This window comes from Natronorubrum bangense (genome assembly GCF_004799645.1).
Lineage (GTDB): Archaea > Halobacteriota > Halobacteria > Halobacteriales > Natrialbaceae > Natronorubrum > Natronorubrum bangense.
Window position 1 is genome coordinate 348,613 of sequence record NZ_CP031306.1, and the last position, 13,643, is coordinate 362,255.

Below are 13,643 nucleotides of genomic sequence, written 5' to 3' on the forward strand. Positions count from 1 at the left end.
GACGACTCGATCGCCGTCAGTCGTCGTCTCCGGGAACCGCGTCCGAATCGCCGCTCGAGGGCTGTTCCGGCCGCGAGCCGACGATCCAGGCGTCATCCTGTAAGAGCACGCGTCCGAACTTCGCGCTGAACTCGCGGGCGAGCCCGAGCAATGCGAACAGACAGACGAACGCAAACGGGCCGCCCGTGATGATCGCGGCCGACTGCAGGGCGTCGACACCGCCGAGGATCATCAGGATCGCGGCAGTCATGCCGAGGACGACCCCCCAGAAGACCCGGTTGATACTCGAGGGACTGGCCTTGCCGCCGGTGGTCATCATCGAGACGGCGAGCGTCGAGGAGTCCGCTGACGTAATGAAGAACGTGGTGACGAGGATCATAAAGGCGATCATGAACACGGAGCCAAGCGGGAACGCCTCGAAGAGGGCGAAGCCAGCGACCGGCGCGCCGTGTTCGCCGACGGGACCGAGGATGTCCGTGACGCCGTTGTGCTGGGCCCAGACGGCCGAGCCGCCGACGAAGGTAAACCACGGAATCGTCGCCCCAGAGGTCGCAGCGATGCCCGTAAACGCGACCTCGCGGACGGTGCGTCCTTTGGAGATCCGGGCGATGAACAGACCGGCAAACGGGGACCACGAGAGTGCCCACGCCCAGTAGAAGACGGTCCAGTCGTTTGCCCACTGGGTGCCGCCCTCGACACCCGCGCCGGTGAACAGACTCATCGAGACGAAGTTCGTCACCATGCCGCCGAAGGCCTGTGTTCCGAGCAAGACGAGAAACACCGTCGGGCCGACGATGAACGTCGCCACCATGAGGACGACGAAGAGAATCATATTGAAGTTCGAGAGCCGGCGAATGCCGCGGTCGACGCCGAGCACCATCGAGATCGTAAACAAAAGCGTCATCGTCGTCACCACGAGCAAGATCCCGGTGTTCCCCAGATCGATCCCCCACTGGTAGTCCAGTCCGGTGACGAACTGGCTGCCGATAAAGCCAAGCGAGGTCGCGACGCCGCCGATCGTCGCGAAGACAGCGATGATATCGATGAACTTCGCGGCGTTCCCATCGAGGTTATCCTTCCCGAGCAGTGGGGTCAGCGCCGAGGAAACCCGCAGTGGGACGGAGTCGTAGTTGTACGCGAAGTAGCCGATCGCGATCCCCATGATCGTGAAGACGGCCAACTGCGGGAGCGCCCAGTGGAACAGCGTCTGCTGGACGGCGACCGTCATCGCCTCCGCCGAGCCACCGGAAACGTCGAACAGCGGCGAAGGGTTGTCATAATAAAACAGCGCCTCAGTCGGCCCCCAGAAGACGACCCCGGCGGCGAAGCCAGCCGAGTACAACATTGCGAAAAACGAGAGGAAGCTGTACTCCGGCTTCTCGTCGCCCAACCTGATCTTCCCCCACGGCCCGATAATCAGGAACAGCAAGAACAAGACGATCAAGAAGACGATCAACAGCAGCGCCCAGTTCAGATACTCGAGCATCGACTCGTTTGCCACCCCAATGGCGTTTTCGACGGTCGTCGGGCTGATGAAGTAGAGTGCGATGATCCCAACCGAGAGGCCGGCTCCAAACAGGAAGACAATCGGGTCGAGTTCCTCACGGAAGCGACCGACAGCACTGAGGTCGTCCGAATCAGCCATCGGCCCCACCCCCTTCGGGACGAACCCGTCTCGGTAGTTCCGTGTCCACACCTCGCCGTCGCGCTATACTCGAGTCAGCTTGCTGAACCACGCCACAGTCACCCAGCTGGAGCCGCTCGTTCGAACGGTCCCTCGTTTCTGCACAGGTCATGGCCTTTGGTAACACCATGCGCACGCACTACGATCCTTCTCTTAACACTATGCATACTCATTTTTCCGAGAGAGACGTGTGGATAATTCCCCGTCACGAACGGTGACTCGAGCGATTGGCTCCACTCGAGTCCGTCGCGTTCATACTGGTCCCAACCGTCAGTACTAATGACTCGATGTCTCGCAGCCAACCGACCTCACCAGGCAGCGCAAAGACAGATCGTCGAATCGCTCGGGAGTTGATCTCCTGTGACTGACAGCCCCAAATCCCATCGCACGGATGGTCATCCCTGTCCGTTCTGTGAGACGCCGATGTACAAGCGCCACTGCAAGTACGTCTGTCCACAACACGGCGTCGTCATCGACTGCAGCGATCCGTTTCTCTAGGCGCACACCACACCTGTTCGATGGGATCGAGCCCAGCCTGGCGTACGAAGCTTGCCCGGCAGTCGACGCTGGGGGCTCGGGCTAGCGATCCATCTGGCGGTCAACGCTGTGTCGTTGTGGGCGCGACTGAACTGCTCGATAGATGGGGCCTGCAAGCAGCGCCATCGCGGCGAACAGACAGACGACCGTGAGCGTTACCCCGAGTTCGCCGAGCCCGCCGGCCGTCACGGTTGCCGCCGAGGAGCCAACGACGACCGCAGCGACCGTCCAGGGGAGTTCGCCGATCGCCGTCCCAATCACGAGTTCGCGAAGGCGCACGCCGCTGACCGCGGCTGCACATGTCGAGACATCCGATGGGATCGGTGCCAGCCGCGAGACGATGACGCCACGAACCGGTCCCGCGGTGTTGTAATACCGAGAGACCGTTGTTCCGGTTCGCTCGAGCAGCGTTCCGATCCAGCCACCGATCGACCACGGCCAGGTGCGTGTTTCGGCGTCGCCGAGCCAGCGTGCAGCGAGGAAGACGGGAATAACGGTCATGATGACGCCCGCCAGTGCGAACGGAACCCCGAGGACGACGCCGTATCCGTACCCGACGACAAGTGCAAGCGGCGTCGTCGGAAGCGCAAGCAGCGGCCGCACGAGATAGAGTCCGACCACGACGAGGCCGAACAGATAGGGGTCCGAAGAAACCGACGCAGCGGCACCAAGCACCCCTGCTGGAGAGACGAGCAGGCCAGTCGCGACAATCGCACCGATCACGATCATCCCGGCGAGCAGGCGAAGCTGTCCCGGTGACACCGACATCGATCACAGTTTTTCCTCGAGTGTTGAAACGTTTGTGTCTCTGCGGGCCACGACACAACGTTTATTCATATCGGGGCGACACCACACATCGATGGACCGCGACGAGCCTGAAGCCGACACGCCCGTCGACACCGATGACGACCGGGTCACACTCGGACTGGCACTGCTCGAGCGACTCGAGCACGAGTCGCTTCCCCTCCCCGAGGTTATCGACCGAATCGAGACGGTGACGACCGATCCGACGGTGACGCGAACGATCCTCGATGAGGCCGAACTTCGTGGGATCATCGACCGCGAGGACGGGATCATCCGGCCGAAGAGCCGCCAGTACGTACGCTTCGAGCAGGACATCATTACGAAAGAGGGTGAGTTTACCTGCCAACGCTGTGGTATGGGGCTGTCGACAGGCTATTTTATCAAACTCGATGCTGGCGAGTTAGGCCCCTATGGGTCTTCGTGTATCCGGAAAGTGACGGGGCGTGAGGACTGACCAACGAGGCTACAGGGCCGTGTTCTGGTGACACAAAGCCGTTATCGGCGCGCTCTGAGTTCCGCGATCAGCTGTTCGATCGTCTGCTGTTGGCGTTCGATCGTCTCCGTCTGCTGTTCGACGGTCGACTCGAGTGACTCGAGTCGCTCGAGGAGTTCGCTATTGGAAACCTGCTCGGCGTCCGTGGTAGCGTCTGTGGTCTCCGCTGCAGTGTCGTCGATCTCGCCACCGAGCAACGAGCCCGACTCGAGTACAGCGTCGTGGCCGGCTCGAGCGCTGTCCGGTTCGGTCGTGGTCGGGGAGTCAGCGTGCTCGGTCGCCGGGACAGTCGACTCGTCGGTCGTCATCTCGAAGGTGGTGTCCGTCGGTTCGGTGTCCGGCTCTGTCGATGTCTCCGACTGCGCAGGCTCGTCGTGTGCGTCTTGTGGCGTGTCCTGCTGGCCGTGTGCTGTCCTCTCGCGCGTGTCGGGGACGTGTGTTTGTGGCTCAGGTTCGGGTTCGGCTTCACGGGCGGCCGTCGTCTCCTCCGCGAGAGGGTCGGTCGATGTGGCGGCCGGCGTACTCGTGTCGTTGGCAGCGGAGTCGCTGCCGTCGTCGTCCAGTTCGGGCGGGTTTGCATCGAGTGGATCGACGCCGTCGCCGAAGTCGACCGTTGCGCGGTCACGGTCCTCACCAGTTCCGTCGTCGTCACCGACCGCCTCGTTGAGTTCTGCAAGCGAGCCGACGCCGTGGTACTCGAACAGCGCGCGCTTGAGCCGTTCGCGGAGATCGTTTGCCTCCTCGTTGGGGGCTTTGATCCGCTGTGGGCGTCCACCGACTTCGAGAACGATCTGTGTGGCGACACTGCCGTCTTCGAAGGAGAGCCCAGTCACATCCGCGAACTCGTACTCCTCGTAGTCGCCGTCCCAGACCGCCGCGCCGATGTGTTTGACCAGTCGGTCACTCGTGATGATCAACGTCAGTTCGCTAAAGCGATACGTCTGAACGACCGTCTCGCCCGGCTCGGTGATCCCGTTGCCGTTCAAGACGCCGGCGAGCACTGGATGGAGAACGGCGTCGGTCTTGCTTGCGGGGACAGTGAACTTCTTGGTCCCCTCGAGTGGGTACTCGAGTGCAAACGTGGTTTTGCGCCGTCCTTCCGAGAGCGTCAGTCGGTCGGCGTCGTGGGGGTACTCGTCGACCGACTCGTCGCTCAAGAGCCCTTCGGAGTTGTAGACGAGGGTGCTCGAGGGTGTGATGAAAAGGCAGTCTTCACCGCCGAGAGAGACTCGCGCCGCGATTTCTTCGCCATCAAGAGTAGAGTGGACGATTCCGGGAACGCTCATGCGCGGGTAGTTGGGAAGGCCATATCATAAATCCGTGGGTCGGCGTTGCACGCCCGGACGGAATGAGAAGCTTAAAGAAATAGACGGCACTATCAGCAAACGAGCCCGGGTGGCTTAGCTGGACATAGCGCCGCACTCATAGGGTTCAGAGATTCGGTGCGGTTTCGCCTTGGAAGCCTCCGTGTCCCCTCGAGGACTCTGCCGAGCCTCGGACCTGGGACATGCGGAGATCGAGGGTTCGGAGCCCTCCCCGGGCATTTTTCCAACGAAATTACGGTCGGAGTGAGTTCTGTGATCCGACGATCTTGCGTGGGCGCTGGCGAGTACTGGCGCTGTAACCCGGTCGTCGTGACGAAAACCGATGCGACTGGCGAGTCAGGTGTGAGTCTCGAGACTCGACACAGCTGAAACAGTCGACACGCAAAACGACGAGTTGACCCACCCCTGAGTCGAATCGTCGCAGTGGTGGTCAGATTACGCTTCTTCGACCCGGATTTCACCGTCGGCATCGACGGTTACCAGACAGCCGTTGTATTCGAAGACGACTGAGCCGTCCGACCGGACGCCCTCCGCACGCGGCTCGAACAGTCGCTCGAGCGCATCAGTGTTAATCGTATAATGAAGTGGCTCGAGTTCCGTTATCTCTTCGTCACAAAACGTCGCAACGGCGTCGACGATAGCGACGCTTAGTGGTTGGTCATCGAGTCGGTCGTGCTGTACAACGTAGTGGTCCGTCATTGAAGCAGATGGTGAACGTGAAGTCATTTCAGTCATTGATTCTACAAACCCCCCGTGCGATCTGCGGGAAGACGAGTTCACGTTCACGAGTAACAGTAAAGAGCTTGATTATTAACTGTGTAACCGATCCTGCAGCAGATGGTTACACAGTTAACCCTAGTTCGACGAACTGTCGAACAACGCGGTAAAGAGCTTCTGTTCGGCGGCTCTGACGTGCTTGTGGAAGGCGGGTGGAGAGATCTCGAGTGAGTCCGCGAGGTTCTCACCGGTGGTCTGGCGAGGCCACTCGAAGAAGCCGCCGTAGTAGGCCGTCTGGACGACCTCCTGTTGTCTGTCAGTCAGTTGTTCGAGTAGCGAGTTGCGCGCGGAGATATCGATTGTCGACAGATCGTCTGTCGACTGCTCACGGCGGGCGACCATCGATGCAGGGAAGCCACGGCGGCCGAGTCTCGACAGGAGGTCTCTGACTTCGGTCGTTTCCGGCACGTCGATGATCGCCCGGCTCTCGTCGCTGTCGGTCACGAACGACCGAAGCGTGCCACCCTGTGCGTCGACGACAGCGCCGAGGAACGGATCCGAACACTGGAGTTGCAACAGTGTTTCCGACTCGAAATCTGTGATGATCGAGACAGCGTGAATACCTTCGAGATCCGCGAGCGCGGCAGTGTCGTCCGGAGAGAGCGACACATCGGCCACGACGAACACCGTCGGTGAGCCATCAGCCCGGATCGTCTCCCCTTCGTACTCGATTCGTGCAGCCAGCTGCTCGGCGAGTCGACACAGCGGCGATTCGTCCTCGAGTTCGAGTTCGATCTCGACCGCGGCAACGCCGTCGGTACGCAGTGCAGCCTTCCGTTTGACCGCGTCGATTGCATAGCCGATGGTCCCGCCGAGATCTGCAAGTATTGATCGAAGTGGCATGTCGAACGCATCTCGGTCGTCACCGTACAGAGACAGGGCCCCGTACAGAAAGCCATCGTACACGAGCGGCACAGTGTACACAGACTGGATGTTCCGCGAGAGAGCTTCGACACGCCAGGTTCCGTCACGAACCGATTCGGCAACGTTCTCGATATACACCGAGTCCTGGGTGCGTGCCGTGCGCCCCGTCGGCTCGGCCGCGGAGTCGTCGACGGTCGTCACTGTGACGGCCTCGAGATAGCCACGCTCGAGGCCGTCCTGTGCCCGCCGATGAAGCTGTGTCCCGCTTGGATCGGGTTCGCCGATCCAGGCGAACGAGCAGGCCTCGAGGTCGGTCAGGCGCTCACAGATGCCCTGTTCGATCTCGGTCCGGGTGTCAGCCATTAAAAGTAACTGCTCGATATCCTGACGCACCTCGTTTGCATCGTTTAATCGCTCGAGCGAGGTATTTTGTTGCTTGAGTTCCCGTTCGCGGCGGTGGAGCCGATGGGTACGACCGATTCGATCGAGTGCTGCTTCGGCCGTCACGGCAAACAGCTGTGCGAGTTCGAACGTTTCATCGTCGTACTGGTTCGGCTCGGGATCGAGGGCGACGAGTACGCCGTGCTCGCCGATCGGGACGTAGAGCCCACTGCGAGCGGTCGTCGTCGAATCGTACACGAATGCCGACTCCCTGACGTCGTCAAACCGGGATGGAGTCTCGCTGGCGAACGTCTGCCAGGAGATACTCTCAGTCGGCTCGAGACGGGGTGGTGTCCCGATCGTCGACTCGATTCCCGGTGCGTAGGCTGCCGGCAGGAGTTCGTTTTGCTGCTCGTCGAAGCGGTAGACGATGCTCTCGATGTCGAGGACGTCAGCGGCGACGTCGACCATGTACTCACAGGCAGCCTGCTTCGATTCGACGGTGAGCAGATGTCTCGTGGCCTCGTGTAAGGCGTTGAGTGTCTCTTGATACTGCACGCGCTCAGTGACGTCGACGGCAGTTCCGATAACTCGTTCGACGTCGTCATCCGCGGTGATCGGCTGCCACCACGATTCGAAAACGCGATCTTCGAGGAGTATCATGGAGTGGGCGGACTGGCCGTCCAGTGCTGTGTTCGCATCGTCAAGGATGCTCGAGTGAGAATCAAACACGTCGTCCACCGACTCGCCAACGAGTGGCGATTCGCAGCCGTCGATACGATCGAGTGCACGGCCCTCGGCGAGCGTAATCGTCCCATCAGCATCGACGACGGAGAGGGCAACGGGGGCGTTTTCGACGAGCGTTTCCAGTCGCTCCGTCCGCGCCTCGAGTTCCCGTTCGCGATCGATGCGATCGGTGACATCTCGAAAGTAAACCGAGAGCCCTGACGGCGAGGGGTACAGCTCGACATCGTACCAGCGATCTGCAGGCTCGTAGTAGCCTTCGATCGACGTGTGTTCTTGTCTCCGCATTGCTTCGGTCGCCGCGTTGTGGAAATCCGTTCCCTCCAGTTTCGGAAACTCCTCGAGGAAATCTTGTCCGAGAACCGCCGCCTGATCGACGCCGAGGAGGGACGTCGCTTGGTCGTTAATGTAGGTAAGCCGCCACTCGGAGTCGAGTGCACAGAACGCGTCTGTCACCCGTTCAAACGAGTTGTCGAGCTCCTGTTCGACCTGGTGGCGATCCGTGACATCCCTGATCGAGACGACGATGGCGCTCTCCTCTTCGAGCCAGTTCGTGAGAACGGCTTCGTGGACAAACCAGCCGTCGGTTGCGTACTGCGATCTGTACTCGACGGTCGTCGTCTCACCGGTTGCCCGTTCACGGAGGTCCTCGAAGGCGGTCTGGACTGCTGGCGCATCCGCTGGGTGGACGTGGTCAATAAACGAGACACCGAGCAACGTGTCTGTGTCTGCTCCGCGTATTCGTTCGACCGACGGGCCGACAGCGGTGATCGTCCCGTCGGCGTCGGTCACGATCAACAGATCCGACGACTGTTCGAGCAGCGTCTGATACCACGTCTCCTGTTGTGTAACTGTCCGACGGGTCGTGACGAACTGCGTGGCCTGCCGAAGCCGGTGTTCGAGCAACACCGGATTCTCGGCCGTCGATCTGCGAACGATGTCGGTTGCGCCCGCACTGCGAAGTCGCTCGAGCGTCTCCCCGTCCGCCGACTCGACAGCACAAACGACGGCACACTCTGTGTCGAGAGCCGTCAGAACAGCCTGCTCGTCGGTCAGCACACAGTCGATTGCATCGAGCTCGAGGTCGGCGTCCGACTCGAGCGGCCCGGAAACCGTAACGTCCCCATCCTCGAGGCGCGCTGCCGTCGTCTGGAGCCATGTCGACGAGCCGACGACGAGGAGCCGAAGGTGAGCCGTTTCAGGTGCACCGAGACCGCGGGTCATATGTTCGATGGGAACGGCACGAATAAAAACTTCCTGTTAAATTCAATGGTGTGGACAGCTCAACGAACCAGTCCAGCTTCGTTCTTGATCGCGGCCGCGTTCAGACGTTCTATGAGGGGAGCGGACAGAGACTCGCCGTGAAGACGACCGTCTCCTCGGTTTCGTTTCGTGCGCCGTGGACGACACCGCGGTCGTGACGAACGACGCCGGGCGCGGTGATCTCTTCGCTGTCGTCGCGACTCGATGCATCTACTGCCAGATGTCGCTGGTGCAGTCGCCGCCGGGCCAGCGAATCTCGTGGGCGCGGGCCGGGCCACCCGGGGCGTCGCCGAAGTCGACGAGGAAGTCCTCGTCGAGTTCCATCCGTCCCTCGTCGGGGTAGACGTCCGCCTTCATCATCAGCGACCCCTTCTCGCCGATTTCGGGGTAGAACTGGTTGTCCCACGAGGAGAACAGGGACGTCGTCCAGTAGATGCGCTTGCCGTCGCGGGAGAGCTGGAGCATCTGAGGCGCACCACGGATTTCAGTGCCCTGAATCTCCTGTCGGTCGGCGAAGTTACCACCGGCCCAGATCCGATCGACCAGCCGAGGGTTGCCGAAGTCGCTCACATCGTACATCCGCATGTCGCCGTGCAGCCAGTTCGAGAAGAACAGGTACTGGTCGTCAAGCGAGAGGACGATGTCTGTCACGAGACCGGGGACGGGCATGTCCCAGTCGGGATGCTCGCGGGACTCGATGTCGATTACCTTCTCCCACTCCCACACGCCGTCGCTCTCCTCCCAGAAGCGGAGGATGTTCGAGGAGAGCCCCGCACCGACGTAGCCCTGGGTCTCCTCGGGATCGTGCGGCATGCGAATCTCCAGCGGAATCTGCCCCTCCTCGCCAAAGTTCAGGGCCTGCTGGTGTTCCTTGTTTTCCCAGTCCCAGATGTGGATGCTGTCGCCGTACTTACCCTCCTCGACGTCGTCGAGATCGAAGCCGGGGTAGTAGGTCTTCGGCGCGGCCCACTCTGTCGAGATCATCACGTTGTGACGGGGCTGGTACCAGTAGTCGTAGTTCATCTCCATGTCGCCGCGGTCGGCTTCCCAGTGGCCGTCGATGGAGAAGTCGCTCTGGTCCAACTGGAGGAAGCCGCCGGGAAGTTCGCCGTTGGCGTCCCCGAGCATACTGATGACGACCTTCCCACCGGGGACACAGTGAACCGTGTGCGGCGCAGACAGATCGTATTCGAAGATCTCCTCGGGTTCGATGACCTTCTCAATCTCCATATTACGCGGGTCCTCGGCGTCGAGGATGTGTATGCGAGAGGACCGCTGTCCGGGGACGATGAGGTGATCGCGCATCAGTCCCTCGGTGTGACACGATGACGAACAGGAGTTCCAGCCGAAGTGGTGGAGTTCGTCGCCCTTGTTCGGCATCTCGACGGTGTCGACCAGTTCGCTGTACGTGTCCGATTCGGGGTCGAGATCGACGACGCCGATGAAGTCGGAGCCGTCGACGTCCATCCCGACACGGAGCGCGACGACGAATGCCGTCTTCTCGCGCTCCGACTCGGTCCGCATCGCCGCGGGCGTCGGATAGCCCGGTCCCTCTACCTCGTGGTGTTCGTGTCCGTGCTTCTCGGCCGTGCTGCTGGGTTCGTCAGTACTCATGCGAGACAGTGACACACACATGACGGACACAAATAATAATTAAGTTGTCGAGCGACAACTCGTGTCGGTTGCTCGACCTTAGGGAAACCTTATGCGCTGGCCGACGTACTCCCTGGGTGTGTTCGTGGTGTCCCACGACGACCGGGAGGGTACCTGATGCGTGAGTTCACGTTCGATATCGTGTACGAGACGGGTTCCGATCCGGTGATGGACGTGTTCATCGAGCATCCGACACTCGTCGCCAAGGCGTTACACGGCTGTGTAACCGAAGACCGCTTCTGGCGCATCGAGCGGCTGATCGGTCCGACGGCGGCGCTCGACGCAGTCGAACGACTCCGCCTTGACGAGACAGTACAAACGGCGTCAGTGACCGAGGCGGACTGTTCGGCCACGCGGTATCACGATGTGCTGGACCGTTCGGACGACGAGCGGGTGATCTACACCCACGTCGAGGACGTCGAGGACGGCGAATCCGTTCAGACGCTCGCCGGTCGGTATCTGCCCCACGGATCACTCTACTGCACCTCGCGTCGGGAGAACCGTCACAGCTGGCGCATCTTCATGAAGTCCGACGAGAATGTGGGCCTGTTGTACGACGCTCTCGGCGCGAATCTGCGGGCGGGACTTGCCTTTCGTATGGGTCGCCTCCGCAACGCCGAGGGGTGGGGACACAACTCCTTGGGGTCGGTGGTCCTCCCCCGGACCAGCGGACAGCGATGCGCGCGGCCCTCGATCACGGCTACTACCGGACGCCGAGAGAGATCACGTTGGACGACCTGGCCGGGGAACTCGACGTGCCACGGTCGACGCTCTCCTATCGGTTGCGTCGGGCGGAAGAACGGCTCGTGTCGGGGTATCTCGGCGAGACCGGCTAGTTACTCGTTTAGCCAGGTCTCGTCGATCCGCTCGCGATTCATCCCCTCCCTACTCGCTCGCAATACTCGCTCCTTGAGGAAGGGGCATTCTCGCCTTAGTTCTGATAAGGCGGTGGTGCAGAAGTCTTCACAGGCCTTGTACTTCCAGAATCTGATTTTCTGAATGGGAAAGTTTCAACCCTGTTTGGAATGGTTCTATTGCAGCGTTTGGCCCCTGTTCATAGAGTGGGTGCTAGTAGAGATCCGCCGAGTTAGACCTTGAGACTGGTGCTGCACCACTGCCCTGACTGGAAAACTAAAGCTAGAGAGATGTACCAAATAAGTGGTAAATGTGCATGCTCAAACGTTATTATGAATGATTTCGAGTTCGATACATTAGATTCCGAGCCGAATCAGCGCGGTTCTCGAACAGACAAAATAAAGCTTGGGCGTCGTAATTATATACGATCTGCAGCAGTGGCCTGTGGCTTATCACTCAGCGGATCTGGACTAGTTATCCCAGCTACCGCGAAAGAGGCTAACAGTGGCGAGTTACTGTGGCAGTTCGAAACAGGCGACGAAGTCAAGTGGGCATCGGCGACCGTTGTGGATGGGATTGTGTTTATTGGAAGCCACGATGATAATCTGTATGCACTGGATGCAAAAACGGGTGACCAGGAATGGCGATTTGAAACCAACGACCGAGTTCGGTCGACGCCGATAGTAGCGGATGGGACTGTGTTCTTCGGGAGCCATCGACACGATCAGCACGTGTATGCGTTGGACGCAAGTACGGGCGACTTGTTGTGGAAGTTCGAAACTGATGGTGCGATAAAGTCGTCGCCGACAGTAGTAGATGAGATGGTGTTCGTCGGAAGCGATGATAACAATTTGTATGCGCTGGATGCAAAAACAGGCGATGTAGAGTGGATATTTGAAACGGGTAGCCGAGTGAAGTCGCCGACAGTGATTGATGGAACGGTATTCGTCGGAAGTGATGACAATCATCTGTACGCGGTCAATGTACAAACAGGCGAGCAAGAGTGGCGATTCGAAACCGGCGATCGGGTCCGATCGGCGCCCACAGTGGTAGATGGAACAGTGTTCTTTGGAAGCGATGACAGTAATGTATACGCAGTGGATGCAGAAACGGGTGATCTAGAGTGGAGCTTCGAAACTGGAGGTGCAGTACATGCCTCATCACCCACAGTCATGGACAGGACTGTATTCATCGGGAGTAGCGACAACACTGTCTATGCACTGAATAAAAGAACAGGTGATCAAGAGTGGGCATTCGAAACCGGCGGTGTAGTACATTCGTCACCGACCGTCGTACGTGAGACGGTATTCGTTGGAAGTGGCGATAATAATGTCTACGCACTGGATGCAAAAACGGGTGCACAAGAGTGGACTTTCGAAACTGGAAATGTGGTGAAATCATCGCCAACGGTGGTGAACGGAACACTGTTTGTAGGGAGTTGGGACCATAACATATACGCGATAGATACTGGTATCGACGGTTCAAGCGAGGGATCGCGAGCGACACTCGGAGCTCTCGGCCATCACGGCGACTGGCGACACGCTGGACAGACCATCGACATCGACGAGAGTTACTATATTGGAGATGAGGACTCAACCAACCACGATACCGACGGTGATCATAACACAGCTGACGACGAGAGTCCCGGGTTCGGTATCGCTGGCGCGCTTGCCGGCCTCGGAGGTGCGGGCTACCTAATCAAACAGCGGGTGACGTCGGACGCTCGAGTGCGTCAACGAGGAGGGAAAGAGTAGAGTGAACCGCCTCGAGGTCTTCCTCCCCGCGTTCCGCACGAGCGGCACCCAGGTCCTCGCCGGCGACCTGCATCCCATATCTGGCCTCGGAGAGGGCGTCCTCGTAGTCGCCGTCCTCGAGCGACTCCTCAGCGGTCGAGAGCCACCCGCCGGAGCCGATGACGAGACGGTCGTCACTGTCCAGGTCGTCCCAGCGGTCGAACGCCTCTTGTTCGGTCTCGGCGAGCAACTCGACGGCCTCGCGAGCATGGGCTTCGGTCACCGTCGGCTGCCAAAGCGAACTCGGCGAGGGCGGCGTCGGGTAGTAGTTGATCGTCCAGTCGACGAGCACGTTCGGGAGGGCTGTCGGTCGAGTCAGAGCCGTGGCGACGAACGCACCGCCGCCGAGTCCGGCGCTGCCGACGGCTCCTGCGAGCAGCTGTCGTCGGCTAAGTGACTGTAGATCGGGGACCATATTGTTTACTTACTTTTTCGCTACAAAATAATTTTCCCAGTCGGCCAGCCGGAAT

General features: G+C 60.1%; 11 protein-coding genes, 1 tRNA gene and 2 pseudogenes. 6 read left to right on the forward strand and 8 right to left on the reverse strand.

Going from position 1 to position 13,643, the window contains the following annotated elements; translation table 11 throughout:
* Positions 1 to 16: 16 nt before the first annotated feature.
* Positions 17 to 1,645: a BCCT family transporter gene (locus tag DV706_RS17100; protein WP_006067685.1), complete on the reverse strand. Its 1,629-nt coding sequence runs from the start codon at positions 1,643 to 1,645 to the stop codon at positions 17 to 19.
* 399 nt (positions 1,646 to 2,044) lie between these two features.
* Between DV706_RS17100 and DV706_RS21535 the strand changes: the two genes are divergently transcribed.
* The gene (locus tag DV706_RS21535) at positions 2,045 to 2,182 is read left to right on the forward strand and encodes an HVO_2523 family zinc finger protein (protein WP_161569781.1); all 138 of its coding nucleotides are present in this window, start codon (positions 2,045 to 2,047) and stop codon (positions 2,180 to 2,182) included.
* A gap of 81 nt (positions 2,183 to 2,263) precedes the next feature.
* Here the strand turns inward: DV706_RS21535 and DV706_RS17105 are convergent, their stop codons facing one another.
* A complete protein-coding gene (locus DV706_RS17105) occupies positions 2,264 to 2,989 on the reverse strand; it encodes a TVP38/TMEM64 family protein (protein WP_006067684.1) in 726 nt (241 codons plus the stop codon).
* Between the two features lie 91 nt (positions 2,990 to 3,080).
* On the opposite strand from DV706_RS17105, the gene DV706_RS17110 reads away from it, so the two are divergent.
* Positions 3,081 to 3,479, forward strand: coding sequence for a DUF5830 family protein (locus DV706_RS17110; protein ID WP_006067683.1), 399 nt, complete (start codon positions 3,081 to 3,083; stop codon positions 3,477 to 3,479).
* Between the two features lie 41 nt (positions 3,480 to 3,520).
* On the opposite strand, the gene DV706_RS17115 is transcribed toward DV706_RS17110, so the two are convergent.
* Positions 3,521 to 4,804 (reverse strand): DUF7115 domain-containing protein, encoded by a 1,284-nt coding sequence (locus DV706_RS17115; protein WP_006067682.1) that lies wholly within the window; start codon positions 4,802 to 4,804, stop codon positions 3,521 to 3,523.
* Positions 4,805 to 4,907: 103 nt separating this feature from the next.
* Between DV706_RS17115 and DV706_RS17120 the strand changes: the two genes are divergently transcribed.
* Positions 4,908 to 5,061 (forward strand) — tRNA-Met (locus DV706_RS17120).
* A 217-nt stretch (positions 5,062 to 5,278) separates the two neighbouring features.
* Here DV706_RS17120 and DV706_RS17125 read toward each other — a convergent pair.
* The 4 genes and pseudogenes from DV706_RS17125 to DV706_RS17140 all read right to left on the reverse strand — a co-directional run bounded on the left by DV706_RS17125 (position 5,279) and on the right by DV706_RS17140 (position 10,486).
* Positions 5,279 to 5,578 carry a HalOD1 output domain-containing protein gene (locus DV706_RS17125; RefSeq protein ID WP_049889977.1) on the reverse strand — a complete coding sequence of 100 codons (300 nt, stop codon included), beginning with the start codon at positions 5,576 to 5,578 and terminating at the stop codon, positions 5,279 to 5,281.
* A 120-nt stretch (positions 5,579 to 5,698) separates the two neighbouring features.
* A complete protein-coding gene (locus DV706_RS17130) occupies positions 5,699 to 8,833 on the reverse strand; it encodes a PAS domain S-box protein (RefSeq protein ID WP_006067680.1) in 3,135 nt (1,044 codons plus the stop codon).
* 109 nt (positions 8,834 to 8,942) lie between these two features.
* Positions 8,943 to 9,068, reverse strand: a pseudogene (locus tag DV706_RS22115) (cupin domain-containing protein); the annotation flags it as partial.
* 14 nt (positions 9,069 to 9,082) lie between these two features.
* The gene (locus DV706_RS17140) at positions 9,083 to 10,486 is read right to left on the reverse strand and encodes a selenium-binding protein SBP56-related protein (RefSeq protein ID WP_006065829.1); all 1,404 of its coding nucleotides are present in this window, start codon (positions 10,484 to 10,486) and stop codon (positions 9,083 to 9,085) included.
* Between the two features lie 207 nt (positions 10,487 to 10,693).
* Here DV706_RS17140 and DV706_RS22575 point away from each other — a divergent pair.
* From DV706_RS22575 to DV706_RS17150, 3 genes and pseudogenes are all read left to right on the forward strand, one after another.
* Positions 10,694 to 11,092: pseudogene (locus DV706_RS22575) on the forward strand (helix-turn-helix domain-containing protein); the annotation flags it as partial.
* Between the two features lie 110 nt (positions 11,093 to 11,202).
* The gene (locus DV706_RS22400) at positions 11,203 to 11,361 is read left to right on the forward strand and encodes a helix-turn-helix domain-containing protein (RefSeq protein WP_338043269.1); all 159 of its coding nucleotides are present in this window, start codon (positions 11,203 to 11,205) and stop codon (positions 11,359 to 11,361) included.
* A gap of 351 nt (positions 11,362 to 11,712) precedes the next feature.
* Positions 11,713 to 13,134 carry a beta-alanine-activating enzyme beta-propeller domain-containing protein gene (locus DV706_RS17150; RefSeq protein WP_136350941.1) on the forward strand — a complete coding sequence of 474 codons (1,422 nt, stop codon included), beginning with the start codon at positions 11,713 to 11,715 and terminating at the stop codon, positions 13,132 to 13,134.
* Here the strand turns inward: DV706_RS17150 and DV706_RS17155 are convergent.
* Positions 13,079 to 13,588, reverse strand: coding sequence for a hypothetical protein (locus DV706_RS17155; protein WP_006065826.1), 510 nt, complete (start codon positions 13,586 to 13,588; stop codon positions 13,079 to 13,081). The two genes, DV706_RS17150 and DV706_RS17155, sit on opposite strands and share 56 nt — an antisense overlap.
* Positions 13,589 to 13,643 lie beyond the last annotated feature (55 nt).